We start from the raw sequence: 26,423 nt of genomic DNA, 5'->3' as shown, positions 1-26,423 counted from the left end.
CGTCGGCGTCGGGTTCGCGTGAAGAGCATCGCGGCGCGCGGCGAGGCGCGGGAACCGCACTCGGCTCACTGAGCCCGCGCTACGATCGACCGGTGCCCGTCAGTAGCATCGTCGCGAACCTCATCGTCGGAGTGTTCGTGTTCGTCGGTGGCATCGTGATCATCCGCTTCCGGAAGCCGTTGCACGCCTTCGTTTTGCAGAGCCAGAAGGCGATGCTCGGAGAGCGGGCGGCGCAGCTGTCTGCCGGGCGCCAGAAGCCGTGGGTATTGGGTGTCGTCGGTGCATTCGCTTGCGGCATGGGCGTCGCGATGGTCACTGGCGCGATCGTCGCGATCGTCCAGGTCGACGGGCACCCTCTGGCTCCGACGGGCGTGGGTTCGAACGCGCCAGCGGCGAGCAATCCCGACTTCGCCACTCTGGCGCCGTTTGTGATCGTAGGCTCACTTGCCCTTGTCATCGGGTGCTTCCTCATCCGATTCCGTGTGAGGATCTACGACTTTCTGGATCGCAGGATCAGGGCAGCGCGACACCTCTCGGAGGTGAACGAGTTCGCACGACAGCAGCGCCCCGCGTGGATCGGACTGCTCGGCGTGCTGCTGGCGATCGGCGGGATCGCCGTCATCGTCGTGGGAGTGGTGCAGGTTCAGCTGGCTTCTGGTGGGTAGGGAGCGGCGCGCCGATCACACCGCCGCAGGACGCACGAAGGCCCAGGCCGCCAGAGCCGCGACGGCGGCGGCGATCGCCATCGTCACCGCCATGGTGACCGCGTTCGTCCCGCCGATCCCCGCCGCGACGGGCGCCAGGACGGGGCCGAACAGGAACGTGGCCATGCCGAGCAGCGCGGAGGCGGTGCCGGCCCGGGAGCCGTGATGAGCCAGCGCGAGGGTCTGGCCGTTGGGACCGCCGATCCCCGAGCACAGCATGAACCCGATGAGGGCGATCACGACGCCGAGCACGCCGGTGCCGGTGAGCGCGAGCACGAGGAACGCCGCGGTGGCGATCAGCGTGGCGGTGACGCCGCCCAGGTACACGCGCAACGGACCCCAGCGGCGCACCACGAGCCTGCTGGTCTGACTGCCGACGATGCTGGCCAGCGCGCCCGCCGCGAACGCGAGGCTGAAGGTCTGCGGGCTGAGCCCGAACTCGTCCTGCAGCACGAACGACGACATCGACAGATACGTGAAGAACGCGACGCCACCGCCGGCGGCCGCGCACAGCACCGCGAGGAACAGCCGGTCGCGCACCACGGCTCCGGCATGGCCACCCAGCGCGCGCAGGCCGCCGCCGTGGCGTTCGGCGGGGCGCAGGGTCTCGGGCAATGCGAACACCACCACGAGCAGCAGCACGACCCCGATCGCGCCGAGCACCCAGAAGATCCCGCGCCAGTCCATGATGCGCGCGAGCTGGCCGCCGAGGACGGGCGCGATGATCGGTGCTGTCCCCGACACGAGGAACAACAGCGACAGCATCCGCGACAGCTCGGCTCCCTCGAACTGATCGCGCGCGATCGCGAGGCAGATCACGATGCCCGCCGACCCCGCAAGCCCCTGCAGGAAACGCGCGAGCAGCAGCAACTCGATGTTCGGAGCCACCGCGCACAGCACCGACAGCGCGGCGAAGGCCGTCACTCCGACCATGAGCGGGCGGCGTCGACCGAAGCGGTCGCTGAGCGGACCTGCGACCAGCTGCCCGAGCCCGAGGCCGATCATGCACGCCGACATGGTGGCCTGCCCGAGCGCCTCGGTGGTGCCGAGCGACGCGGCCAGCTGCGGCAGCTGGGGCAGATACAGGTCCATCGACAGGGGACCGAACGCCTCCAGCATCCCGAGCACGAGCATCGCGCGCAGGGTGCTCATCCGCCGATGCGACGCCCCCTCAGGCGCAGGGATGCTCATCCGGCGAGGCGCAGGGTGCGGCGCAGCCAGCTCTCGCGCGCGGCGTTCGCGGCACGGGAGACCTCTGCGTCCGGTGAGAAGCCGGCGAAGCCGTGGTAGCCGCCGGCCCAGACATGCAGCTCGGCCCGACCTCCCGTCGCCCAGATGCGCAGGGCGTAGTCGACGGCCTCGTCACGGAAGGTCTCCGCGGCGCCGACCTCGATGAATGCGGGTGCCAGGTCCGAGAGGTCGTGTGCGCGCGCCGGAGCCGCGTACGGGGAGACCCGATCGGTGAAGCGGTCGGCGCCGACGATGGCATCCCAGGCCGTGTCATTGTTGTTCCGGTCCCAGGCTCCGAACCCGTCGTACTGGCGGGTGGAGACGGTCTCGTTGCGGTCGTCCAGCATCGGGCATCCGAGCAGCTGCCCTGCCAGCCGTGGTCCGCCGCGATCCCGGCTGAGCAGTGCCACCGCGGCTGAGAGGCCGCCACCCGCGCTCATGCCCGAGGTGATGATGCGGTCGGGGTCGATGCCGAGCTCCTCGGCGTGCGCGGCCATCCACTCGAGCGCCGCGTAGCAGTCCTCGGCCTGCGCGGGCCCCGGATGCTCGGGGGCGAGACGGTACTCGACGGCGACGCCGATCACCCCGTGGCGCTCAGCGAGGTCGACGAGCTCACCGGTGCCGAAGAACCGGGTACCGAGAACCATCCCGCCGCCGTGGATCGACAGCACCGCCGGTGCGGGGGTCGCCGATGCGCGGGCGGGGCGCACGATCGTGATCTCGATGTCACCGGCTCCGGTCGGGCCGGGGATCAGCCGGTCCTCCCAGACGATCGCCCTGCCCTCGGCCTGCACGGCCATGGGCGGGATGATCGTCGCGAAGTGGTCGCGGTTCGCGTGGATCGTGTCGGCGCGCAGCGGGATGATCTCGACCATCCCCACGAAGGCGTCGAGCCCGGCGACGAGTTCCGGATCGTAGGGAACCGGGGTGGGCGCGGTCATCGGGCGCCCTGCCAGATCCGTCGGAGCCAGGACGACCGGGCGGCGAGGGCGGCGCGGGTGATCTCCGCCTCGGGCATGTACATGTCGAAGCCGTGCGCCCCGCCGCCCCACACGTGCAGTTCGGCCTGCCCTCCGGTGGCCCAGATGCGCAGCGCGTACTCGGTGTCCTCATCGCGGAACGCCTCGGCTTCGCCCACCTCGATGAACGCCGGCGGCAGCCCGGACACGTCGGCGGCGCGGGTCGGAGCCGCGTACGCGGGAGCATCCTCGCTGAAGGCGAGATCATCGCCGAGCACGCACGACCAGGCCAGCAGGTTCATGTCGCGCTGCCAGGTGCCGATGCCGTCGTACTGACGGCTCGCGACCGTGGTGTTGGTGTTGTCGATCATCGGGCACAGCAGCAGCTGGCCTGCCATGCGCGGGCCCTGTCGATCACGGGCCATGAGTGCGACCGCGGCGGTGAGCCCTCCCCCTGCGCTGCCGCCGCCGACGATGATGCGCGCGGGGTCGACGCCGAGCTCGGCGGCGTGCTCGTGCACCCAGGCGAAGGCGGCGTAGCAGTCCTCGACACCGGCGGGGAACGGGTCCTCAGGCGCGAGTCGGTACTCGACGTTCACGGCGACCACCTGGTGCTCGTCGACGATGTCGACGACGCGGGAGGTCTCCCACGAGCGGTGGCCGACGATCATCCCGCCGCCGTGGATGTTGACGAACGCGGGGAGCATGTGGCTGTCCCTGCGGCGGGGCCGGAACACGGTGATCTCGAGGTCGGGGGCGCCCGCGGGACCGGGGATCACGCGGTCCTCCGCGTCGATGTCGCGACCCGCGATCACCGTCACGGCGTCGGGGAACATCCTGTCCACGCCCTCTCGAGGCAGTGTCTCGCGGGTGAGGGCGGGTTGCGGGTTCTTCGCGATCTCGTCGAGCACGGCCTGCACCTCGGGATCGAAGGGCACAGGGACGACAGCGGGGTATCCGGCAGCAATGGCGGTCATGGGGTCTCCTTCGGGAAGAGGGGTCAGGGGCCCTCGGGATCGACGATCCCGCGGTCGGTCCAGAACGGTTCGACCAGGCGGCGCAGCTCGGTGGCGCCGACGCGGTCGACCAGGGCGGCGGCGTCGAGGTTCGCGTGCAGCTGCTCGATGCGGGACGCGCCGAATAGCGTCGTCGTGAGCGCCGGGTGCGTCAGCGTGAAGGCGATGCCGAGCTGTGCGGGCGAGACGTCGAGCGAGGCGGCGAGTTCGGTGAACGCCGGAACGTCCGCGATGATGCGCGTCCGGATGTCGCCGGGGTCGCGGCCGATCTGCCGGTCGCCGGCCACGGTACCCGCGAGCACGCCACCTTCCAGGCAGTCGGACGCCTGCAGGGTCAGGCCCTGCTCCCAGAGGCGGGCGAAGGGCTCGCCGTCCGGGATCGCGCGGCGGGCGACGCTGTACTTGAGCTGGGCGATCTGCGGGCCGGCGACGCCTTCGGCCGCAGCGATGTCGATCAGGCGCTGGATGCTCGATGCCGACCAGTTGTTGACGCCCCACGCGCGGATGAGCCCGGCGTCCGCCAGCTGCGCGAGATCGAGCACGAGGTCGCGCAGGTCGAGGTCGTCGCGGCGCAGGTCGCCGAGGATCACGAGGTCGGCATGCTCGACGCCGACGCGCAGCAGGGCGTTCTCCAGCTGCGGCCGGAAGCCGTCGGCACCGAAGGATTCCAGCCACAGCTTCGACGACAGCAGCCAGTCCTCGCGGCGGAGCCCCGCGGCGCGCACCATCGCCGAGAAGATGATGTCGGTGAACACGGGGGGCATCCCCGGTGCGGAGTAGACGCCGACGTCGAAGAGGTTCACGCCGCGGTCCACCGCCTGCCGCAGCATCGCGACCGCGTCGGCGAAGTCCATCCGGTCGTAGGTGTGCCAGGAGCCGAGCGAGAACAGGGAGGCAGGGATACCGCTGCGGCCGATCTCGCGTCGCGGCAGCGGGAGTGTGGTGGGCATGGTCATGGTCGTCCTCACAGTCGGGGATCGATGACGGCCTTGACCTCATCGAGGTGGTGCATCCGGGCGATCTTGGCCGAGGCGTCGGCGAGACCGACCGGCGCGCTGAACAGGTCGTCCCAGGGGTAGCGGTCCGCGAAGGCGGTGAAGAAGTCGATCGCCCTGGCGTAGTCGGAGATGTCGCCGTTGAGGGAGCCGACCAGCGTGAGCTCCTTGCCCATGATCGTGCTGAGCGGGAAGCCGTCTCCGGCCGGGCCGGTCGACCCCACGATCACGACGGTGCCGCGCTGCGCAGCCATGCCGATCGCATCCGGGCCGACGCTCGGGGCACCGGCGAAGTCGAACACGTGGTCGGCGCCGTGACCGCCCGTGAGCGCGAGCACCTGATCGACGACGGGGCCGTCGCGGAAGTCGACGACCGCGTCCGCTCCGAATCGCGCGGCGAGCTCGAGCCGCGATGCGGGGGCGCCGACCGTGATCACCTGCCCTGCTCCGGCGATCTGTGCGACGGCCGTGGCGAAGATGCCGAGGGCGCCTGCGCCCTGCACCACGACCGTCGACCCCGGGCGGATGCGCCCCGCGCGCTCGAAGGATCGCAGCACGGTCTTCGCCGCACACCCCGCCATCGACGCCCAGGTGTCTTTCACGGCTGCCGGGAGCAGGAGCTTCGCCGCACCGGGGGTGACGTAGGCGTACTCGGAGAGCCCGGCGGTCGCGAAGGGGTGCACATCCGCGCGCTGCAGGAAGCCGTAGCCCCGCCGGGCGCAGGCGACCGGCTCGCGCAGCACGACGCAGCCGTGGCACTCGCCGCACGTCGACTCGGACCAGCCGATGCGGTCGCCCGGGGCGAGGGGACGGCCCAGGGCGTCCCGCGCGTCGGGGCCGGTGGCGACGATCTCGCCCACCATCTCGTGGCCGAGCACCATCGGGAGCATGCCGGGGAACGTCATCCGTCCCTCCCAGATCTCGATGTCGGTGCCGCACAGGGTCGTGCAGGCGATGCGCACGAGCACGGCGCCGGGCTCGATCTCGGCCGGCAGCGGCAGATCCTGCAGGGCGAGAGGCTCGCCGTGCGCGGTGAGCACGGCGGCGCGGGTCGTCGTGGGGAGTGTCATGAGGGTCCTCTCAGACCAGGAGCTGTCCTCCGTCGACGGCGACGGAGATCCCGGTGATGTGATTGGCGGCATCGCTCGCGAGGAAGAGCACGAGCGGGGTGATCTGGTCGATCTCGGCGATCGTGCCGAGCGGGATACGCGACTCCCAGGCCGCGCGGGCCTGCGGGTCCGAGGCGAAGGCGGCGGTGAGCGGCGTGAGCACGGGCCCCGGAGCGACCGCGTTCACGCGAACGCCGGACGAGGCGAGCTCGATCGCGGCGGTACGCGTGAGCGCATCGACCGCAGCCTTGGTGGCCTCGTAGTGCCCGAGGCCGGGAGTCGGCTGGCGGGCGCCGATCGAGGAGATGTTGACGATCGAGCCGCGGCCGGCGGTCGCGAGCAGTGCGCCGAACACGCGGAGCATCAGGAACGTGCCACGCACATTGACACGCAGCGCCGCATCGACGACGTCGACCGGAACTTCCTGCAGTGTGCCGCCGCCCGCGACGATGCCGGCGTTGTTGACGAGCACGTCGAGGCCCCCGGATGCGGCGATCTGCTCGGCCGCCGCGAGGACGGATGCCTCGTCGCCGATGTCGAGCGTGAGCGCCGTGGCCCCGACCTCCGCGGCAGCTGTGGCGGCGGCATCCGCATTGACATCGCCGATGAAGACCTCGGCTCCCTCCGCGCGGAAGGCGGCGGCGATGCCGCGGCCGAGCCCGGAGGCGCCTCCGGTGACCAGGATGCGGCGGGGGGATTCGGTCATGTTCGTCCTCACTGACGGGTGTTCTGACGGGATGTCTCCGTTATATTCTACAAACATAGAAAAACACAACCCCGTGTCACGCGAAGCTGAAGGAGTCTTCATGCCTGAATCGACATATCCCGCCAGGGCTCTGCAATCGGGGGGAGCGGTGGTGCCTCCGCTGGCCCTGGGATCGTGGAACACCTGGGATCGGATGACCTCCGAGGAGGCGGTCGCCGTGATCCGCCGCGCGGTGGAGCGGGACGCCGGATTCTTCGATGTCGCGTACTACAACATGGGACCGCACGCCGAGAACTCGCAGACCGACATCCTGTTCGGCGAGGCTCTTCGGGCCAGCGGAGTCGATCGCTCCGATCTCGTGCTGTGCGGCAAGCTCTGGCTCTGGGACTGGCCGAACCAGGGTTTCCGGGCGCAGCTGCTCGAGTCGCTGGAGCGTGCCGGTCTCGACCGGTTCGACACGCTGGTGGTGGGGGACTACCTCGACGCCCCCGACATGCCGCGCCTCGTCGCCGACGTGAATGCGCTGATCGCCGAGGGGCTGGTCGGTTCCTGGGGGATCAACAACTGGCGCATCGCGCAGACGCGGGAAGCGCTGGCGGAGGCGGAGGCGCAGGGTGCTGCCGGACCGGTGTTCGCGCAGCTGAAGTACGGCATCGCCCGCCGCTCGATGGCCGAGGGTGACGCATACGGGCCGCTGTTCGCCGACGGGACGCTGACTCTGCAGGCCTCGGATGTGTTCGAAGGGGGCATTCTCGCCACCGGGCGCTCGCCGCAGCGCAAGATCGGCGCGGACGTCGGCGGGATCCGCGAACGGATCGCGGCGATCTACCCCGAGGTCGCGCGGATCGCGGGGGAGTTCGGGGTCACTCCTGCCGCGCTGGGGGTCGCCTTCTGCCTGTCGAATCCCGCGACCGCGAACGTGCTGTTCGGTGCGTCACGCCGCGAGCAGCTGGAGCAGAATCACGCCGCACTGGCGCTGGCGCGTGATCACGGTGATGAGGTCCGCGCCGCGCTCGCCGGGTGCTGGGTCGATCAGGAGGTGCGAGCCGACGGGGCCTGGTGAGTGGCGAGACCTGCCTCAGTGCACGCCGCCGAACTCGATCATCGCGACACCGACCGCGATGAGCGCGACACCGACGGCCATCAACGCGGAGAAGTGGTCCTTGAAGATCACGCGTCCCAGCACGGCGGTGACCGCGACGCCGGCGGCGGCCCAGATGCCGTAGGCGACGCCCACCGGCATCCCCATCGCCAGGATCGTGCCGAGCAGGGTGAACGCGGCGAGGTAGCCGACGACGATCACCGGGATCCAGCGCTTACGACGGAACCCTTCGGACGCGCGCAGGCTCAGCGTCGCGGTGACCTCGCTCGCGATCGCGAGGGCGAGCAGCAGCCAGGTCATGCGGCGACCTCCGGGAGGGCCGGCTGCGCGGTTTCCCGCGTGTGGGAGCCGAGTTCGACCAGCAGCACCCCGACCACGATCACGCCGACGCCGATGATCTGCACCGGACCCAACAGCTCGCCGAACAGCACGGTGCCGAGCACGGCCGTCGCCACGACGCCGATCGCTGACCAGATGCCGTAGGCGACGCCGACCGGCATGCCCCGGTCGAGCACGATCGAGAGCAACCAGAGCGAACCGCTGTAGCCGATCACCACGAGGATCAGCCACAGCGGATGCGTGAATCCTTCGGCGGCGCGCAACGAGAGGGTGGCCATGACTTCCAGGGCGATGGCGACCAGGAGTGGTGGCCACGCCGAGCGGCGGGGGCGGTCTGTCATCGAGTGGCCTTTCGGGATGTGTCCGTGGTGAGAACGCGTCGGATGCTCGCACGATTCCCTGTCCGGCGGGTGAACAGGGTCGTCGGAACTCGCATCCGCTGATCCTGCGGAAGGCGGCGAGGACGCCATCCGCCATGCCCTGGTGGGCCAGATGAGCAGGGACGCGCAGCGCGCTTCGATCGCGGGGCGGACGCTCCCGTGGTGTGGTGGAGGCGTCGTCGCGTGATGGTCCCCCTCGGTGTGGCGGGAATCATCACGTTGACCGGAGCCGCCGTGTTGGTTCCCCTCCAGCTCTCCGTCAACGACACTGCGGTCGACCTCGACGCGGAGATACGGTCGAGCGCTGCGACGTCTGGAGCGGGTGTTGGGGGAGCGCCCTTCGAGCGCTGAGGTCGATGGAGCTCGTCGAGAGCCCGGCCTCAGGGCTGGCGCGAGGTAAGGGAAGTCGCCTGGGCACCCGGGGAAGGTGAACCGCCCGGAGTATCGATATGCCGGCATGCGTTCGAATATACGTTCGATACTCGGGGGTGGCTCGGGGTAAAATGAGGTATGTCGAAACTGGTCGGGATGCACGAGGCGCTGGGTCGTCTCGAAGCGGCCTGGGCGGGGGCGGATGACGCGCAGGATCTCTCGCGGGAGCAGTTGGTCGCGGTCAATGATGCGCTCGGGGTGTTGCAGCGACGATTGTCGGCGGTGCAGGTGGAGGTCGCGGCGGGCATTGCTCGGGAGTCGCGGCCGGAGCTGGGTGCGGCGAGTCTGGCGAAGCAGCAGGGGTTTCGGAACACGGCGACGTTGATCGCCGCGGCGGCCGGGGTGTCGGCGGGGGAGGCGTCCCGGTTGGTGACGGTGGGGGAGGCGACCGCGCCACGGACGGATCTTCTGGGGGCACGGTTGCCGGCGAAGTACCCGCGGGTGCGGGAGGCGCTGGCTTCAGGGGTGTTGAGCGCGCAGGCGGCGGCATTGATCATCGGGGTGCTGGAGCGGTGCCGGGTGGCCGCGGGGCCGGTGCGGGTCGCTGAGGGGGAGCGGGTGCTGGTGGATGCGGCGTCCGGGTTGGCGCTGGATGCGGTGCGCAAGCTGGTCGTGCGGGCGGAGGCGTGGTTGGACCCGGACGGGGTGCCGCCGCGCGACGAGGAGCGGCGGGCGCGCCGGTCGTTGACGATGTTCGAGCGGGACGGGATGCTGCATCTGAACGCGGTGCTGGATGTGGAGACCGCGGCGCCGGTGGTGACGGCGGTGCGGGGGTTCGTGTCGGTGGCGTTCGCTGCGCGGAAGGACGCGCCTGAACCGGATGCTGCGGATGCGGATCGGCGCACAGTGTCGATGATCCAGGCCGACGCGCTGGTCGCGTTCTGCGCGCACGCGCTCGGGTGTGACGCTCGGGTACCGATGGCCGGAGCGACGGTGATCGTACGAATGACCCTGGACGATCTGCAGTCGGGGACGGGGTCGGCGACGATCGATGGGATCGAGGCTCCGGTCAGTGTCGGGGCAGCCCGGCGGATGGCCGCCGGAGGTGGAGTGATCCCCTGGGTGATGGGCTCAGACAGCGAGATCCTGGATTGGGGTCGGGAGAAGCGGCTCTTCACCCGAGGGCAACGACTCGCGTTGGTGGAGCGTGATGGGGGTTGCGCGATGTGCGGGTTGCCGCCGGAGATGACGAAAGCGCATCACATCCGGTGGTGGCAACGCGATGCCGGGCCGACGGACCTGTCGAACGGGGTGCTGTTGTGCGAGACATGTCACCACCGCATCCATGACAACGACTGGGAGATCCGCATCGACGGCACCGGCATCACCGCCCGGGTGTGGTTCGTGCCACCCCGCTATGTCGACCTCGCCCGCACGCCCCGCCTCGGCGGCCGCGCCCGCTTCGACATCGCCGCCTGAGCTGGCCTGCCTGGGTCGACCCGGTGTGACAAGCACGCCATCGTCTCTCGTTGCGCCATCCGCATACGCATCCACGGCTCATCGACGGGGCGAGCAAACACGATCAGACTCGAGCTGCCTCGCCCGACTTCAGCTTTGCTGTGATGGCTGCGAAAGCGCCCGACCATCCGCTGGCAGCTGCCGCGAACATCGCGCTCGCCGCGGCCATCTGGACGCCAGACGCAGCGGTGGCAGCGAACCCGAACCAGATGATCGCAGCGCTCACGACGATGATCGCGACGACACTGACAAGCCGCAGCGCCAGCCGCAACCGTTGAACTCTGAGAACGTCCACTTCTCCTCCTCGGAGCATCAAGAACCTGCCTCCACTGCACCACGCACGCCAGGACCGCACATCCCCCTGAAGGCGGACCCCTGAAGACGAACCCCTGCTGCGCGCACGTGAATCGTCTGCGGGACCGACCCGCTCGGCGTCTGACATCCCGCGCAAGCTGACCGCTGCGACCGATCGCCGCTCACGCCAAGCCCTGCGCGCTCGGACAAGTCGGGTGCGCGCGGAGGCATGGATGCCGCTCTCCTCACCACGGAATGCTCTTGCGCTCTTTTTCCACGCATGTAGACTAACCAGCACGACACATCGAAGTGGCGTCTGATCCGGCTCTCCGGCCAGTGGCTCTTCGAACCTTCTTCACCACTCCCTGCACCCGAGAGAAGGAACCATGAAACGAATGCCCCTTGCGATCGCCGCGGCCCTCGCCGCGACACTCGCGCTCACCAGCTGCAGCGGCGGAACCGCACCGGCTCCGTCCGACGACAGCGGCGTGGACAGCCCTGACGCCCTGAACATCGGCAACTTCCTCGACGTGACGTCGTGGGACCCGTCGCTGGCCGACATCGGGTTCGACGGACCGTACCTGTCCGCCGTCTACGACGCCCTGATCGCCCTCGACAAGGACGGCAACCCGATCCCGTCGCTCGCGACCGAATGGACCGTCGCAGACGACGACCTGAGCATCGACCTCGACATCCGCACCGACGCCGTGTTCAGCGACGGCACCCCGGTCGACGCCGACGCCGTGGTCAAGAGCCTGGAGTACCTCAAGGCCGGAGCCCGTTCGGGGGAGGCCTACCTCAATGTCTCGTCCTTCGAGAAGGTCGACGAGGACACGATCAGCATCAGGCTCACGCAGCGCGACGACACGATCCTGTATCTGATGGGCCTCGGCCGCAGCTACGTCATGTCTCCGGCATCCATCGACGCCGATTCGCTGGGCAAGGAGCCGATCGGCTCCGGTCCCTACGTCCTCGACAGCGCGACGAGCGTCGCCGGTGCGGAGTACCACTTCACCAAGGTCGACGACCATTGGGATGCCAAGACGTATCCGTTCGCGGAGCTGTCGATCTTCCCGATCACAGATGCCACGGCACGCCACAACGCGATGCTCAGCGGCCAGATCAACGTGCAGTACGGCGACGTGGCGAACCTCGAGCAGGCCGACCAGCAGGGGTGGAACGTCGCGCAGCGCGTCTCCGGCTGGGCGGGCCTCGTGATCACCGATCACACCGGCGCCAAGAGCGAGCCCCTCGGCAAGCTCGAGGTGCGCCAGGCGCTGAACTACGCCTTCGACGGCGCCGCAGTCCTCGCCGCCGTCGGCAGCGGGGCGGGCGTCGCGACCAACCAGGTGTTCCCCGACGGTGGCGCGATCAACGATCCGGCGCTGAACGAGACCTACGCCTACAACATCGACAAGGCCAAGGAACTGCTGGCAGACGCCGGCTACCCCGACGGCTTCGAGATCTCGATGCCCATGTCGCCCATCTTCGAGATGTGGAAGCCCTCCGCCGAGCAGGCGCTCAACGAGCTCGGCATCACCGTCACCTGGGACAACATGCAGATGCCGGACTACCAGCTGAACGCACCGAACTACCCGATGTTCATCTCGTTCCTGGCCATGGACGGCAACGACGTCGCGACGGTCTCCCGCCAGCTCACGAGCGTGCAGTGGTTCAACCCCGAGCCGGACTACGCCAAGAACGAGGTCATCGCCCCGCTCGTCGAGAAGGTGCAGAGCGCCCGTGGTGACGAGCAGACCGCCGCCATCCAGGAGCTGAATCAGGCGCTCGTCGACCAGGCATGGTGGTCGGTCTGGTACCAGGCGAACAACATCTACTACACCGCTGCCGGCATCCAGCTGCAGCCGGTGGTCGGGATGATGTTCCCCACGCTGCGCTACATCACTCAGGGCTGACGCCCGCCGGGGCGGCCGCTGTCCCCTCACTGCGATCTGCGGTGATGCGGACGGGCGCCGCCCCGGCATCCATCCCCCTCCGACCCTCCGAGAGGTCCTCATGCTTCTGTTCACGGCGAAGCGGATGCTGTCCGGCATCCTCCTGCTCGTCGCGGTCTCGATCGGCACGTTCTTCCTCGCCCACCTGGCGATCAGCGATCCGACGGCCGCGCTGCTGGGCACCACGGCGAGCCCTGCCCAGCAGGCCGCGCTCGCGGAGAAGATCGGTCTCGACCGCCCTCTCCTGGTGCAGTTCTGGGACTGGCTCTCGCACGCCGCGCTGCTGGACTTCGGGGTCTCCTGGCGCAACTTCCAGCCCGTCGCGGACCAGCTCGCGATCAAGGTACCCGTCACGCTCTCGGTCGTCACGTTCGCCACTCTCATCACCGCCGTCATCGGTGTCGCCTTCGGCATGATCACGGGGCTGCGACCCGGCACCTGGTTCGACCGGATCATCAAGGGCATCTCGGTCGTGCTGTTCGCCCTCCCGGGCTTCTGGGTCAGCCTCGTGCTGGTCATGTGGCTCGCGGTGCAGCTGAAGTGGTTCCCCGCCGTGGGGTACGTGCCTCCGACGCAGTCGGTCGAGGGGTGGCTGCGATCGATCACGCTCCCGGCGATCTCCCTCGCGCTCGGTGGCATCGTCGCGGTGGCGGAGCAGCTGCGCAACGCTGTCATCGCGCAGAGCCGTCAGGACTGGGTGCGCACCCTCCGCAGCCGCGGGCTCTCGGCCACGCGCGTGAATCTGCACATCCTGCGCAACGCGTCGCCTGCCGCGCTCACGGTGATCGCCCTGATGTTCGTCGGCCTGCTCTCCGGCGCGATCGTGGTCGAGCAGATCTTCAGCCTCCCCGGTCTCGGACAGCTCACCAACCAGTCCTCGCAGAACGGCGACATCCCGATGCTCCTCGGCATCACCGTGATCTCGATCGTCTTCGTCGTCCTCATCAACCTCCTGCTGGATCTCGTCCTCGGCTGGATCAACCCGAAGGTGCGCGTCGCATGACCACCACAGACATCCGCGTCGCCTTCGACCGCGCCGCGCAGAAGCGCCGCTCCGGCCTGTTCCGCCGCTTCCTCCGCCACCCCGGCGGCTACATCCCGCTCGCGATCTTCCTGCTGATCCTGCTCGTGGGAGTCCTCGCGCCCCTGCTCGCGCCGATGGATCCGAACTTCGTCGACCTCTCGGCCGCGAAGGCCGCGCCGGGTCCGGAGCATCTCCTGGGCGGAGACTCCACCGGCCGCGACATCCTCTCGCGGCTCATCTACGGCACCCGTACGACCCTGTGGGGCGCACTCATCACGATCGTCACCGCCCTCGTGATCGGCGTCCCCGCCGGCGTCGCTGCGGGCTACTTCGGCGGGACCTTCGACCGGGTCGCGACCTGGATCAGCGACGCTCTGCAGTCGATCCCCGGCATGATCATCCTGCTCGTGGTCGCCGCAGGGAGCCGCAACAACTTCGAGGTCCTGATGGCCACGGTCGGCGTGTTCATGGTGCCCGGCTACTTCCGCATCTCACGATCCCAGACCCTCGCGGTGCGGGGCGAGCCCTACATCGATGCCGCCCGCGTCTCCGGACTGTCGGATGCGCGCATCATCTTCCGGCACGTGATCAAGGCGGTCTATCCGCCGGTGATCATCCAGACCGCGCTCACCGCGGGTATCGCGATGGGCATGCAGGCCGGGCTCCAGTTCCTCGGCATCGGGGACTCGAACGTTCCCAGCTGGGGCGCGATGATGCTCGAGGGCTTCCGTCTCATGCTCACCTACCCGCTCATGCTGCTCTGGCCCTCGGCGGCGCTCGGCCTCACGATCGCCGTGCTCGCGATCATGGGATCGACCCTCGCCGAACTCGTGCAGGTGCGCACGCCCCGCGCGGCCCGTCGCCGGAACGGGGCGTCGACAGCTGCCCCGATGCCGACCGTCGCGGCGACCGGTACCACGCAGCACGAGGCCGCAGCGGCCGCGCTGCGGGTCGAGAACCTGCGCGTGGCGCATGCGACCCCCGCGGGGGAGACCGAGGTCGTGCACGGCGTCACGCTCGATGTCGCGCCGGGCGAGGTCGTCGGCATCGTGGGGGAGTCGGGCTCGGGAAAGTCCCAGACCGTGTTCTCGGTGCTCGACCTGCTGCCGTCGACCGGCCGCGCGGTCGCCGATGCGATCTGGGTCGGCGGCACCGACGTCACCCGGGCGACCCCGAAGCAGCGACAGGCTCTGCTCGGCCGCGCCATCGGCTACGTGCCGCAGGAGCCGATGAGCAACCTCGATCCCTCCTACACGATCGGCCACCAGCTCATCGAGCCGCTGCGTCGCACGCACGGACTGAGCAGAACGGCCGCGAGGGAGCGCGCCCGCGCCATGCTGGTGCGGGTCGGACTCACCGACCCCGACCGCGTCATGCGCAGCTATCCGCATCAGGTCTCCGGGGGCATGGCGCAGCGCGTGCTGATCGCCGGTGCGATCGCGGGCCGACCTGCGTTGCTGGTCGCCGACGAGCCCACCACGGCGCTCGACGTGACCGTGCAGGCCGAGGTGCTCGAACTGCTGCGTGAGCTGCAGGCCGAGTACGGCATGGCGTTGCTGATCGTGACCCACAACTTCGGTGTCGTGGCCGACATCTGCGACCGGGTGATCGTGATGCGCGGCGGCGACATCGTGGAGTCCGGTCCGGTCGATGACCTGTTCGCGGCTCCCGCCGAGGAGTACACCCGAGCGCTGATCTCGGCGTCGCTCGACGACGCCGACGGACGTGCCGAACTCGATCGGGTCGCTCAGCGGTCCGTGCTGATCACGGAGGTGAACGCGTGAACGCGCTGCTCGAGGTCGACAACCTCGTCGTCGACTACGGACGCGGGCGCACGGCCTTCCGCGCGCTGCACGGCGTCTCGCTCGACATCGCCCCGGGGGAGTGCCTCGGGTTGGTCGGCGAGTCCGGTTCGGGCAAGTCCACCCTCGGCAAGGCGATCCTGGGGCTCGCGCCGGTCACGAGCGGCAGCATCCGCTTCGACGGGCAGGACATCACCCGGGTGAGCGGCCGCGGGCGCCGCGCGCTGGCGGATGACGTGCAGGTCGTGTTCCAGGACCCCTACGGCTCCCTGAACCCGGCCATGACGATCGGCGACATCCTCGCGGAGCCCCTGCTCACCACCGGCATCGGGGCGAAGGCGGCGGAGGCGAAGGTGCGGGAGATGCTCGACCGCGTGAGCCTGCCCGTCGCCGCGATGGACCGCTACCCGAGCGAGTTCTCGGGAGGCCAGCGGCAGCGGATCGCGATCGCCCGTGCCCTCGTGCGCGGGCCGCGGCTCATCGTGTGCGATGAACCGGTCAGCGCGCTCGACCTCACCACGCAGGCGACGATCCTCGACCTGTTCATCGAGCTGCAGCGTGACACCGGGGTGTCGTACCTCTTCGTGTCGCACGATCTGGGCGTCGTGCGTCGAGTCTGCCATCGGGTGGCCGTGATGTATCGCGGCGAGCTCGTCGAGGTCGGCGAGGGCGAGCAGGTCACGCGGGCGCCGCGGCATGCGTACTCCGAACGCCTGCGTCTCGCCTCCCCGGTCGCCGACCCCGCTGCGCAACGCGCTCGCCGTGCGCAGTGGCTCGCTCTGCGGGAGGTGCCCGATGCGGCGGTACGGTAGCTCCAGGCCCGATCTCTCCCCGCGCCGACGCGGAATGTGCGGAGGATCGCCGATCCAGAACCGGCCGGAAGGACTCCATGCCGAAGATCATCGACCACGACCAGCGTCGACGGGACATCGTCGAGGTGGCGAAGTCCATCATCCTCAAGGGCGGGTTCGAAGCGGCCACGATGCGCAGCATCGCGGCGGAGGCGGGCTTCGCGAACGGTGCGCTGAAGCACTACTTCCCCGGCAAGGAAAGCATCGTCGCGGCGACGTTCGAGACGGTGCTGCACCAACACGACGAATGGCTGCAGGAGTCGATCTCGGCGGGCGCGACGCCGGAGCAGATGCTCAGGCAGGTGCTCGAGGGGACGCTGCCGAGCGGAGTCGACGAGATCGCGAGCGGACGCGTGCTGTTGGCGCTCTGGGAGTACGCGATGTCGAACGACTCGCTGACGGAGCTCTACCGGACGCATCTCGGGCGCTGGCACGCGATGCTCGTCGAGCGCATGGAGGCCGCCCGCGAGGCGGGAGCCATCCGCGAGCAGGACTACGCCCCGTTCGCGAACGAGTTCATCTCGGTCGCGGTGGGCGCGACGGTCATCAACCTCATGTACCCCGACGGCGAGCGCATCGCCGACTACCAGACGTATATCGACCAGTTCCTGGCGCGGCTCCGCTGACGGCGGCGCGCCGGATCCGAGAGGACGGCGCACCGTGACATCCCCCCTTCTCATCGCACGCCACCCGGGCTCCGGGCGACCGGTCGTGTTCCTGCACGGCCTCGCCTCGCGCGGCGCGCAGGATTGGCCGGAGGCCGAGTGGGCCCACGCGCTCGACGGCCGGCCGCGGCTCGTGGTGGATCTTCCGGCGCACGGTGACAGCCCGGCGCTCGGAACCGCTCCGACCGCCGCCGTGCTCGACGCCCTGGCTGAGGGCATCGGTGCGGAGGAGGTCGATGTCGTGGCGTACTCGCTCGGCGCGCGTCTCGCCTGGGATCTGGCGCGGCGGTCCGACGTCTCGGTGCGCCGGCTGGTGCTCGGAGGACTCAGCGCGGGGGAGCCCTTCGCGGCCGTGGATCTCGCCGCTGCACGGTCCGCGATCGCGGGAGGAGCGGCGCCGGGCGATCCGCTCACGGCCATGATCGCGCACATGATCGCGGCGCCGGGGAATCGCCCTGGTGCGCTGCTCGATCTGATCGAGGGGCTCGCTGCGGAGCCGTTCGCGCCGAACGCCGAAGGGCCGCGGATGCCGGTGCTGCTGCTCGGTGGTGCGGACGACGCCATGGCGGCCGGGATCGATGCGCTCGCCGCGCTCCTCCCGGATGCTCGGACGGCTCGGGTCCCCGGAGATCACCTCGCGGCGCTGCACGCTCCCGAGCTCCGTGATGCTGTGCGCGGTTTCCTCGCCGGCTGAATCGGATCGTTCCGCGGGGTTCCGCGCCGCCCATTATTTTCCACATTTGTAGATAGATCACACGAAAGGCGGTCACCATGACCCACACCTCCACTCCCGACGCGGCGCGCATCCTCGACATCGCGACCGGCTACATGGCATCGAAGCAGCTCTTCCAGGCCAGCCGGATCGGGCTCTTCTCCGCTGTCGCCGCCGGTGCCGACACGGCAGAGGCGATCGCCGTCCGCTGCGGTGTGAGCGAACGGATCGCCCGTCTGCTCGCCGACGCCATGGCCGCCAAGGGGCTGCTCGTCCGCGCGGATGCGCGCTATGCGACGGCCCCGGATGCGGCGGCGTACCTGACCGGTACGGGTGCCGCGATCGATCTCGCGCCGTTCCTGACCTTCCTCGACGAGATCAGCTACCCGCACTGGCTCCAGATCGCGCACACCGTGGACACCACCGAACCGGGCGACCTGCAGATGGACGACGCGCGCTGGGCCACCTTCATGGCCGGCGTCATGACCTACAACCGCCTGCACGCGCAGGAGTTCGGTCGCCACGTCGATCTCGGCGGCGCCACACGTGCACTGGACTTCGGAGGGTTGTCCGCGGAGTTCGCGCTGTCGGTGATGGCGCAGAATCCGCAGCTGCACACGACGTTCCTCTACGCCCCCGGGTTCGAGGACGGCATCGTCGAAGCGGTCGAGTCGGCGGGGGTCGCGGATCGCGCGGTCGTCGAGGTGGGGGACACCGCCACCGCCACGCCGCAGGGCGAGTACGACGCGGTGTTCGCGAACCACGTGATCCACCGGTTCAGCGCGGAGGAGAACGCGCGGATCTTCCGCACCCTCCGGGGCGCGGCGGTCGCGGGCGCCACGCTCACCGTGCTCGACTTCTTCCTCGACGACGACCCTGAGCAGCGAGGGCTCGACGCCCTGCACGCGGGGGAGTACCTGGTCATCGACGGGACGATCGTCTACCCCGAGGCGCAGGTGCGCGGGTGGCTCGACGATGCCGGCTGGCAGGTGCGCGACAAGATCGCGCTGCCCGGAAGCCCGCGGGTGCTCGTCGCGACGGCGGTGTGAAGACGGCCCCGGCGCGCCGGTTCGGGCGCCGGGGCGGAAAACTGATCCGAGGGGGATCAGAGGCGGGCGGCATGCGTGAACATGCCGCCCGCCGTTCTCGTTCGGAGTCGGATGAGCGAATGCCCGCTGCGCGTCGGGCTCAATCGCGGAGGTAGATGCTGCGGCCGTCGACGATCGTACGCGCGACCGCGAGGGACGCGAAGGGGCGGCCCGGCGCGCAGGGGTCCTCGTCGAGAACTGTGAGATCGGCGACCTTGCCCACCTCGAGCGATCCCTTCCATGTCACGGCGCCGTCCTGGCGTGCGGCATCGACGGTCATCGTGCGCAGCAGCGTTCTGCGCAGCTCCGTGTCGTCCGGGCGGCCCGCTGCGGAGAGCAGTGCGAGAGAGGAATCGAGGCCGACCCGCCAGTCAGGCGTCGCGATGGGGGCGTCGCTCGTGATCGTCGTGAGGGTCCCTGTGGCCAGCATCTCGCGCAGCGGCCAGGCCCGCGCCAATCGTTCGGGTCCGAGCTGCGCGCCCGCCCAGTCGTGCGTGTGGGCGGCGATGAGCGGCTGCACCGCGAACCCCGCCCCCAGGCGCCGCATCCGCTCGAGCTGCGCGGTGGTCGCGAGGTCGCCGTGCACCACATAGTGCGGGCCCGCAGCGGGCGGAGCAGCGTCGAGACCTTCCAGTGCGTGCAGGAACTCGGTGATCGAGCGATCTCCTGTCGCGTGCACGGCGATCTGCAGGCCGCGCGCGGCGGCGAGCTCGATCATCCGCCGGAACGCGCTCAGAGGGGCATCGCTGCCACGCGTCAGGAGCTCTCCGGTCGATCCGTCGGGGTAGGGCTCTTCGACCCAGGCGGTCGCCATCGGCGGGATGCCGTCGGCGAAGATCTTCACCCCGGTCACCGCGAGCCAGTGCGGGTCCGTGGTCGGTGCCGTGGTGCGGATGCCCCGCTCGAAGTCCTCGAGGGTGCTCTCGCCGTCGATCGTGCCGAACAGGCGGAGCAGCGTCACGCGGGACGTCTGTGCGCGCTCGCGGTGCAACGCGGTGTAGGTGGCGAGCATGTCGGTGCCGAAGCATCCGGTCTCCCCGTCGTCTTCTCCCGGGCCGATGCCCGGCTCGGTGTAGCTCGTGATGCCGAGCTCGGCGAGCAGACCCCAGGCGCGGGTGAGGGCCGCGCGGCGTTCGGTCTCGGTCGTCACCAGCCGGCCGGAGGGCTGATCCTCCGGGGGAGTGTCGGAGAAGAACAGGTGCGGCCAGCGGGCGCCGAGCCAGGCCGCGTGCAGATGCGCATCGTTGATGCCGGGGATGGCGGTGCGCCCGTCGAGCTCGATCGTGCGCGCTGCTGCGAGCTTCTCGGCCTCGGAGTCCCGGGCGATGATGCGCCCCGCACGGACGGCCAGGGCGCTCACGGCGGAGTCCTGGCCGTCGAAGGTGTGGATCCGCCCGCCGCGGATGATCAGATCGGCTTCGTCGCCGGGGGATGTGTCGCTCATTATTCCACCAGTGTAGACGTAAAACGAGGGCGCAGGGGAGAGGTGAGAGCCGCCGATTCGGAGCCCTCGTCCCGGCCGCGTACGCTGGAGGCATCCCCCGAAGCTCACCCGGCAACTCGCGCGCCGGCGATCTCGGTGCGCGCTCACACATGCAAGGACGCAGATGAACGATTCCGCCGCACACGGCGACGACTGGATGACGAGAGAAGAGCTGGCGGAGCGGATGATCCCGCTCATCGGCTCACTCAAGCGCGAGCACGACGTGGTCACGTCGCTGCACGGGCATCGGCTGCTGGGCCTGTCGGCCACCGGCCTGGTCGAGGTGCACGAGCGGGTCGCCCAGCTCGGGCACGAGACGCTCCCGCTGGACGACACGCTCGCCGTGCTCGAAGCGATCCACGCGCTCGCGCCGGGAGCGTCGTCGCTCGACGTCGCTCGTCTGGTTGAGGGCCACGCGTCGAGCGATCTCCCGCTCGACGCCTACCTGGCCGAGGCGCTCGCTCCGGCGATCGGTGCCACCGTCGCCGCGCCGACCGACGTCGTGCTCTACGGCTTCGGGCGTATCGGTCGCCTGCTCGCCCGCATCCTGATCGCCCACACGGGCGGCGGCAGCGGACTGCGGCTGCGTGCGATCGTCGTGCGCCGAGGTTCGGAGAACGACCTCGTCAAGCGCGCATCGCTCCTGCTGCGCGACTCGGTGCACGGCCGCTTCGCCGGCTCCGTGACGGTCGATGAGGAGACCGAGCAGATCATCGCGAACGGCACCCGCATCCAGGTGATCTACTCGGGGGACCCGGCATCCGTCGACTACACCGCCTACGGCATCCACGACGCGATCGTCGTGGACAACACCGGCCGCTGGCGCGACGAGGAGGGCCTCAGCCGCCACCTCGAGGCGAAGGGCGTGGCCCGCGTGCTGCTCACCGCGCCGGGCAAGGGGTCGCTGAAGAACATCGTGCACGGCATCAACGACGACACGATCGAGCCCGACGACCGCATCATCACGGCGGCCTCCTGCACCACGAACGCCATCACCCCTGTGCTCAAGGCGATCGACGAGGCGTACGGCATCGTACGAGGACACGTCGAGACCGTGCACTCGTTCACGAACGACCAGAACCTGATCGACAACTTCCACAGCGGAGACCGTCGCGGACGATCGGCCGTGCTGAACATGGTCATCGCCGAGACCGGGGCCGCGAAGGCCGTCGCCCGGGCGCTGCCCGAGCTCGCGGGTAAGCTCACGGGCTCCGCGATCCGCGTGCCCACGCCGGACGTCTCCCTCGCGGTGCTGCACCTGAGCCTGGAGCGCCCCGCCGAGAAGGATCAGCTCAACGACTACCTGCGCCGGGTGTCGCTGCACTCGAAGCTGCGCCAGCAGATCGACTACGTCGAGAGCCCGGAGGTCGTCTCCACCGACTTCGTCGGTTCGCACCGCGCAGGCATCGTCGACGGCCTCGCGACCATCGCGAACGACCGTGACGTCGTGCTCTACGTCTGGTACGACAACGAGTACGGCTACTCCTGCCAGGTGATCCGCGTGCTCGAGGTCATGGCGGGCTCGCACCCGGTCGTGCTCCCCGCGCGGCGCGAGGTCACGCTGCACAGCTGACACCTCCCGGGAAATGGGGGAGGGCCCCGGCATGATGGGGGCATGAAGAGCGAGACACTGCTGTCGGAGCGGCTGCGTGCGCACCGCCTCACGGCGCCGGCGCGCACGGTGTCGGAGGCGGCCGGCCACCTGCTCGCGGTGCAGAGCCAGGACTTCACCGCCGGGCGGTGGGCGCTGGCCGTGCGTACGCGCGGGGAGCCGGGCCTGCGCGCGGTCGACCGCGCCTTCGACCGCGGCGATCTCGTGCGGGCGTGGACCATGCGCGGCACGCTGCACACGGTTCCGGCGCGCGATCTGGGATGGATCCTGGAGGTCACGGCACCCAGGCAGCGCCAACAGGCGGCATCGCGTCACCGTGATCTCGGGATCGACGACGAGATGGTCGCGGCGGCCGCACGCACACTGACGCCGGCGCTACGTGACGGCGGTCTCACGCGCGCCGAGGTGTTCACGCTGCTGGAGGGCATCGGTATCGACCCCACCGGGCAGCGCGGCATCCACCTGCTGTTCACGCTCACGATCGACGGACTGATCTGCCAGGGGCCCGTCGTCGCACGCGACGGTGTGGCCCGCGAGCAGCGCTTCGTGCTGGTCGACGAGCACATCCGCGAGCATGCGCATCCGGACGACGCGCTGGCCGAGCTCTTCGTGCGCTACATCGCGGGCCACGGACCGGCCGGAGTCGCGGACTTCGCCTGGTGGTCGGGGCTCCCGCTCGGCCTCTCGCGCCAGGCGGCCGAGCGGGCGGCCGCGCGTGTGGTCGAGGTCGAGAGCGGACTGTTCGTGGCTGAGAGGCGCCCGCGCCGGTCCGCCCGCGTGCCGAGCGTGCATGCTCTCGGCGCCTTCGACGAGTACTACATCTCCTACGCCGACCGCACGACCGTCTGCGCGCCGGAGCATCTCGCGACCATCGGCCCGGGGAAGAACGGCATGGTGCGTCCTGTCCTGCTCGTGGATGGCGTGGTCATCGGGGTCTGGGGACACTCCACGTCGGCGGGCCGCCGCGCAGAGAGCCCTGTTCCGGAACTGTTCGGAACAGGGCTCGTCGGCGCCGAGTCGGTGCCCGAGGAGGCTCTCGCGAACGCGCTCGGCCGCTATACGCGATTCCTCGCCGGCTGAGCGCGGGTCAGCCGGCTGCGACGGGTGTGCGCAGCGCGGCCAGCTCGGGGATCAGCCGCACGAGCAGGTCGTTCGCCTCGCGCTCGGCGACCGTGACGCGGAAGCCCTCTCCCGCGAAGGGGCGGACCAGGAGCCCGTGGCTCTCCAGCAGCTCTGCCGCCGCTGTCGTGGCGTCGCCGAAGGGGACCCAGATGAAGTTCGCCTGCGTCTCGGGCAGGTCGAGGCCCGCATCCTGGAAGGCGCCGACCACGCGCTCGCGCTCGGCGATGAGGTCGGCCACGCGGGCAGAGAGCTCGCCCTCCGCGTGCAGCGACGCGACAGCTGCGGCCTGTGCGAGATCCGTGACGCCGAAGGGGATCGCGACCTTGCGCAGGGCGTTCGCGAGGCGCTCGGGAGCGATCGCGTAGCCGATGCGCAGTCCGGCGAGCCCGTAGGCCTTCGAGAACGTGTGCGCGACCGCGACGTTCGGGTAGCGACGGAAGTACTCGATCCCGGAGGGGGAGTCCGTGCGCTCGTTGAAGTGCACGTACGCCTCATCGATCACGACCGTGATGTCGGCGGGGACGGCGTCGAGGAACGCGGTCAGCTCGTCCTCCCCGATCGTGGTGCCGGTGGGATTGTTCGGGTTGCAGACGAGGATCAGGCGCGTGCGCGGCGTGATCGCGGCGCGCATCGCGTCGAGGTCGTGGCGGTGGTCCGCGGTGAGGGGCACGGCGACGGGAGTGGCGCCGGCGGCGCGCACCAGCATCGGATAGGCCTCGAAGGAGCGCCACGCGAACATGACCTCATCGCCCTCGCCGGCGGTGGCGCGCATGAGCTGCGAGACCACCTCGACGGAGCCGCTGCCCAGCACGATGTTCACGGGCGAGACCTGGAATCGCTCGCACAGGAGCGCGACGACGGCGGTGGCCGCGGTCTCGGGGTAGCGGTTGATGTGGGTGATCCGGTCCGCGATCGCGCTCGCCACCGAGGGGAGCGGCGGATAGGGGTTCTCGTTCGACGACACCTTGAACACCGGGCCCGTGGGGGCCGACTGCGTCGTCGTCTTCCCGGGCTTGTAGTCCGGGATCGCGCTCAGATCCTCACGCAGTCTCAGGTCCGACATCGTTCCGCCTCTCGTTCGTCGCCCGTTTGACAGCCTCGGGCGGGATTCATAGTATCGCAATTGACTATATCCAATGTTGTCAATTCGATCAGGGGTGATCGGATCGACGGAAGGAGCGGAACGACGGTGTCTCAGTTCGCGGCCGAGCTCTCCCCGCAGCCCCTCGACCTCCGGGTCCGTGCCATGCGGTGGGAGGCCCACGATGTGCTGTCCCTCGAGCTCGACGACCCCTCCGGTGCCCTGCTGCCGGAGTGGGCTCCCGGCGCCCACATCGACCTGCGCTTCGCCAACGGCGTCGAACGCCAGTACTCGCTGTGCTCCGATCCCGCCGACCTCCGCACCTGGCGCGTCGCCGTCCTGGCCGAGAACCCGAGCCGCGGGGGTTCCCGCTATGTGCACCAGACCCTGCGCGTCGGCGACGCCGTCACGGCCTCCGCTCCGATCAATCACTTCGCGCTCGAAGACGCGAGCGCCTACGTCTTCCTCGCCGGCGGCATCGGGATCACCCCGATCCTCCCGATGATCGCCGAGGCCGAGCGCCGCGGCGTCCCGTGGCGGCTGGCGTACCTCGGCACGCGCAGCGAGGGCATGGCGTTCGCCTCGGCCCCGCACCTGAGCGCACCGCCCGCGCGGCTGGTCAGTCGTGACCGGGAGGAACGGCTCGACCTGGCGACCTGGATCGGCTCCGTCCCGGAAGGCACCGGCATCTACGCCTGCGGCCCCGCCCGCATGCTCGACGAGTTGGAGACCCTCAGCACCGGGTGGCCGCAGGGCGCGCTGCACCTCGAACGCTTCCAGGCGAAGGTGTTCGGCGAGTCCCAGGGTGCCGACACCTTCGAGGTCGAGGCCAGAGCCTCCGGCCTCATCGTGACGGTCGAACGCGGCTGCAGCATCCTCGAGATGCTCGAGCAGGCCGGCATCGGCGTGCCGAGCTCGTGCCTGGAGGGTGTCTGCGGCACCTGCGAGACGGTCGTCATCGACGGCGCCCCCGAACATCGCGACTCGATCCTGACCCCGGAGGAGCGCGAGAGCAACGAGACCATGATGATCTGCGTCTCCCGCTCCCTCGACTCCACCCTCGTGCTCGACATCTGACATCCGAAACGGAGACAACATGGACACCGGAACCGCATACGGCCTCCGCCTGGGGCAGCCGCTCAACGAGCTCGCCCAGGTGGGCCCCGGCACCCCCTACGGCGAGGTGCTGCGCCGCTACTGGCATCCGGTGGCGAAGGTCGAGGATGCGACGACGCGTCCGATCTCGCTGCGGGTGCTGGGTGAGGAGCTCGTGCTCTTCCGCACCAGGAAGGGCAAGCCCGGCCTGCTGCACCCGCGCTGCATCCACCGTGGTGCCTCGCTGTTCTATGGCGGCGTGGAAGACGAGGGCATCCGCTGCTGCTATCACGGCTGGGTGTTCGACACCGAGGGGCACTGCCTCGAGCAGCCCTGCGAGCCCGACCTCGGCCTGCACCGCGACCGCGTGCGCCAGCCCTGGTATTCGGTCGAGGAGCAGTACGGCCTGCTCTGGGCCTACATGGGTCCGCCCGACAAGAAGCCCGTGCTGCCCCGCTACGACACGCTCGAAGACCTCGCGCCCGGTGAGCAGCTGATCGTGAACGACCAGGGAGTCGGCGGCGGGGGACCCGCAGTGCTCGACTTCAACTGGCTGCAGCACTGGGAGAACGTGATGGATCCGTTCCATGTGCCGATCCTGCACGCGCGTTTCAGCGGCAACCAGTTCACGCCGGAGATGGCGCTGATCCCCGAGGTCAGCTACGAGTACACGCCGCTGGGGGTGCGCTCGATCCAGATGCGCGATCTCGGCGACGGCCGTCAGCTCCGACGCGTGACCGAGGTCATCTTCCCGAACCTGCGCGTGGTCGCCAGTCCCAAGCTCAGCTCCGGTCAGACGAACATGATCGGCTGGGTCGTGCCGATGGACGACACGAACTTCCGCATCTTCACGGTGGCCCGCGATGAGGACTCCGACTTCCTCGCGAAGCTCCGCTCCACGCACGAGGGCAAGCCCTGGAAGGAGCTCACCGAGCTCGAGCACCAGCGGCTCCCCGGCGACTACGAGGCCCAGAAGTCGCAGGGGTCGATCTCGCTGCACTCCGAGGACCACCTGACCACGACCGATCAGGGCATCGCGATGATCCGCCGCATGATGGCCAAGCAGCACCGCGCGGTCGCCGGCGGCGGCGACCCTGTGGGTGTCTTCTTCGACGAGTCGGAGCGCCTGGTGCGCATCGAGGGCGGCAACTACTTCGAGGGCGCGGCGGATGCTCCGCTGCTCGCCGAAGCCGTGGACGACTGACGTGA

General features: G+C 69.8%; 25 protein-coding genes. 15 read left to right on the top strand and 10 right to left on the bottom strand.

Going from position 1 to position 26,423, the window contains the following annotated elements:
• Positions 1 to 92 precede the first annotated feature (92 nt).
• On the top strand, positions 93 to 665 hold the full coding sequence (locus FB560_RS12790) for a hypothetical protein (protein ID WP_141872716.1): 573 nt from the start codon (positions 93 to 95) through the stop codon (positions 663 to 665).
• Between the two features lie 15 nt (positions 666 to 680).
• Here the strand turns inward: FB560_RS12790 and FB560_RS12785 are convergent, their stop codons facing one another.
• The 6 genes from FB560_RS12785 to FB560_RS12760 are packed head-to-tail and all read right to left on the bottom strand — an operon-like array spanning position 681 to position 6,719.
• Complete coding sequence (locus tag FB560_RS12785) at positions 681 to 1,856, bottom strand: multidrug effflux MFS transporter (RefSeq protein ID WP_141872715.1); 1,176 nt, start codon at positions 1,854 to 1,856, stop codon at positions 681 to 683.
• A 35-nt stretch (positions 1,857 to 1,891) separates the two neighbouring features.
• Positions 1,892 to 2,875 carry an alpha/beta hydrolase gene (locus FB560_RS12780; RefSeq protein ID WP_141872714.1) on the bottom strand — a complete coding sequence of 328 codons (984 nt, stop codon included), beginning with the start codon at positions 2,873 to 2,875 and terminating at the stop codon, positions 1,892 to 1,894.
• Entirely contained in the window at positions 2,872 to 3,870 is a 999-nt protein-coding gene (locus tag FB560_RS12775; RefSeq protein ID WP_141872713.1) for an alpha/beta hydrolase, read from the bottom strand. The genes FB560_RS12780 and FB560_RS12775 overlap by 4 nt, the downstream gene beginning before the upstream one ends.
• 23 nt (positions 3,871 to 3,893) lie before the next feature.
• Positions 3,894 to 4,865, bottom strand: coding sequence for an aldo/keto reductase (locus FB560_RS12770; RefSeq protein ID WP_229673085.1), 972 nt, complete (start codon positions 4,863 to 4,865; stop codon positions 3,894 to 3,896).
• 8 nt (positions 4,866 to 4,873) lie between these two features.
• Complete coding sequence (locus FB560_RS12765; protein WP_141872712.1) at positions 4,874 to 5,974, bottom strand: zinc-binding dehydrogenase; 1,101 nt, start codon at positions 5,972 to 5,974, stop codon at positions 4,874 to 4,876.
• Positions 5,975 to 5,984: 10 nt separating this feature from the next.
• On the bottom strand, positions 5,985 to 6,719 hold the full coding sequence (locus FB560_RS12760; protein WP_141872711.1) for an SDR family NAD(P)-dependent oxidoreductase: 735 nt from the start codon (positions 6,717 to 6,719) through the stop codon (positions 5,985 to 5,987).
• A 100-nt stretch (positions 6,720 to 6,819) separates the two neighbouring features.
• On the opposite strand from FB560_RS12760, the gene FB560_RS12755 reads away from it, so the two are divergent.
• Entirely contained in the window at positions 6,820 to 7,782 is a 963-nt protein-coding gene (locus tag FB560_RS12755; RefSeq protein WP_141872710.1) for an aldo/keto reductase, read from the top strand.
• Between the two features lie 15 nt (positions 7,783 to 7,797).
• On the opposite strand, the gene FB560_RS12750 is transcribed toward FB560_RS12755, so the two are convergent.
• Both FB560_RS12750 and FB560_RS12745 read right to left on the bottom strand, forming a co-directional pair.
• Positions 7,798 to 8,121, bottom strand: coding sequence for a DMT family transporter (locus FB560_RS12750; RefSeq protein WP_141872709.1), 324 nt, complete (start codon positions 8,119 to 8,121; stop codon positions 7,798 to 7,800).
• The gene (locus tag FB560_RS12745; protein ID WP_141872708.1) at positions 8,118 to 8,501 is read right to left on the bottom strand and encodes a DMT family transporter; all 384 of its coding nucleotides are present in this window, start codon (positions 8,499 to 8,501) and stop codon (positions 8,118 to 8,120) included. The genes FB560_RS12750 and FB560_RS12745 overlap by 4 nt, the downstream gene beginning before the upstream one ends.
• A gap of 549 nt (positions 8,502 to 9,050) precedes the next feature.
• Here FB560_RS12745 and FB560_RS12740 point away from each other — a divergent pair.
• The 9 genes from FB560_RS12740 (at position 9,051) to FB560_RS12705 (ending at position 18,782) form a co-directional block, all read left to right on the top strand.
• Positions 9,051 to 10,391 carry an HNH endonuclease gene (locus FB560_RS12740; protein WP_141872707.1) on the top strand — a complete coding sequence of 447 codons (1,341 nt, stop codon included), beginning with the start codon at positions 9,051 to 9,053 and terminating at the stop codon, positions 10,389 to 10,391.
• A 143-nt stretch (positions 10,392 to 10,534) separates the two neighbouring features.
• A complete protein-coding gene (locus tag FB560_RS20705; RefSeq protein WP_170198118.1) occupies positions 10,535 to 10,708 on the top strand; it encodes a hypothetical protein in 174 nt (57 codons plus the stop codon).
• Between the two features lie 402 nt (positions 10,709 to 11,110).
• Positions 11,111 to 12,640: an ABC transporter substrate-binding protein gene (locus FB560_RS12735; RefSeq protein WP_229673086.1), complete on the top strand. Its 1,530-nt coding sequence runs from the start codon at positions 11,111 to 11,113 to the stop codon at positions 12,638 to 12,640.
• A gap of 100 nt (positions 12,641 to 12,740) precedes the next feature.
• Positions 12,741 to 13,682 carry an ABC transporter permease gene (locus FB560_RS12730; RefSeq protein ID WP_141872706.1) on the top strand — a complete coding sequence of 314 codons (942 nt, stop codon included), beginning with the start codon at positions 12,741 to 12,743 and terminating at the stop codon, positions 13,680 to 13,682.
• A complete protein-coding gene (locus FB560_RS12725) occupies positions 13,679 to 15,487 on the top strand; it encodes a dipeptide/oligopeptide/nickel ABC transporter permease/ATP-binding protein (protein WP_141872705.1) in 1,809 nt (602 codons plus the stop codon). The genes FB560_RS12730 and FB560_RS12725 overlap by 4 nt, the downstream gene beginning before the upstream one ends.
• Positions 15,484 to 16,317, top strand: coding sequence for an ATP-binding cassette domain-containing protein (locus tag FB560_RS12720; RefSeq protein ID WP_141872704.1), 834 nt, complete (start codon positions 15,484 to 15,486; stop codon positions 16,315 to 16,317). The genes FB560_RS12725 and FB560_RS12720 overlap by 4 nt, the downstream gene beginning before the upstream one ends.
• Before the next feature lie 77 nt (positions 16,318 to 16,394).
• Positions 16,395 to 16,982 carry a TetR/AcrR family transcriptional regulator gene (locus FB560_RS12715; RefSeq protein ID WP_141872703.1) on the top strand — a complete coding sequence of 196 codons (588 nt, stop codon included), beginning with the start codon at positions 16,395 to 16,397 and terminating at the stop codon, positions 16,980 to 16,982.
• Between the two features lie 34 nt (positions 16,983 to 17,016).
• A complete protein-coding gene (locus FB560_RS12710) occupies positions 17,017 to 17,715 on the top strand; it encodes an alpha/beta fold hydrolase (RefSeq protein ID WP_211349966.1) in 699 nt (232 codons plus the stop codon).
• A gap of 77 nt (positions 17,716 to 17,792) precedes the next feature.
• Positions 17,793 to 18,782, top strand: a complete 990-nt coding sequence (locus FB560_RS12705; RefSeq protein WP_141872702.1) for a methyltransferase family protein — start codon at positions 17,793 to 17,795, stop codon at positions 18,780 to 18,782.
• Positions 18,783 to 18,921: 139 nt separating this feature from the next.
• Here the strand turns inward: FB560_RS12705 and FB560_RS12700 are convergent, their stop codons facing one another.
• The gene (locus FB560_RS12700) at positions 18,922 to 20,265 is read right to left on the bottom strand and encodes an amidohydrolase (RefSeq protein ID WP_141872701.1); all 1,344 of its coding nucleotides are present in this window, start codon (positions 20,263 to 20,265) and stop codon (positions 18,922 to 18,924) included.
• Between the two features lie 163 nt (positions 20,266 to 20,428).
• Between FB560_RS12700 and FB560_RS12695 the strand changes: the two genes are divergently transcribed.
• Positions 20,429 to 21,877 carry a glyceraldehyde-3-phosphate dehydrogenase gene (locus tag FB560_RS12695; protein ID WP_141872700.1) on the top strand — a complete coding sequence of 483 codons (1,449 nt, stop codon included), beginning with the start codon at positions 20,429 to 20,431 and terminating at the stop codon, positions 21,875 to 21,877.
• Positions 21,878 to 21,919: 42 nt separating this feature from the next.
• A complete protein-coding gene (locus FB560_RS12690; RefSeq protein ID WP_141872699.1) occupies positions 21,920 to 22,996 on the top strand; it encodes a winged helix DNA-binding domain-containing protein in 1,077 nt (358 codons plus the stop codon).
• A gap of 7 nt (positions 22,997 to 23,003) precedes the next feature.
• On the opposite strand, the gene hisC is transcribed toward FB560_RS12690, so the two are convergent.
• Positions 23,004 to 24,101, bottom strand: coding sequence for a histidinol-phosphate transaminase (gene hisC / locus FB560_RS12685; RefSeq protein WP_141872698.1), 1,098 nt, complete (start codon positions 24,099 to 24,101; stop codon positions 23,004 to 23,006).
• Between the two features lie 126 nt (positions 24,102 to 24,227).
• On the opposite strand from hisC, the gene FB560_RS12680 reads away from it, so the two are divergent.
• The gene (locus FB560_RS12680) at positions 24,228 to 25,196 is read left to right on the top strand and encodes a PDR/VanB family oxidoreductase (protein WP_211349965.1); all 969 of its coding nucleotides are present in this window, start codon (positions 24,228 to 24,230) and stop codon (positions 25,194 to 25,196) included.
• Between the two features lie 19 nt (positions 25,197 to 25,215).
• Positions 25,216 to 26,418 carry an aromatic ring-hydroxylating dioxygenase subunit alpha gene (locus FB560_RS12675; RefSeq protein ID WP_141872697.1) on the top strand — a complete coding sequence of 401 codons (1,203 nt, stop codon included), beginning with the start codon at positions 25,216 to 25,218 and terminating at the stop codon, positions 26,416 to 26,418.
• Positions 26,419 to 26,423 lie beyond the last annotated feature (5 nt).

It is taken from the genome of Microbacterium saperdae (assembly GCF_006716345.1).
Taxonomy (GTDB): domain Bacteria; phylum Actinomycetota; class Actinomycetes; order Actinomycetales; family Microbacteriaceae; genus Microbacterium; species Microbacterium saperdae.
This window is presented reverse-complemented; position numbering and strand designations above follow the sequence as displayed.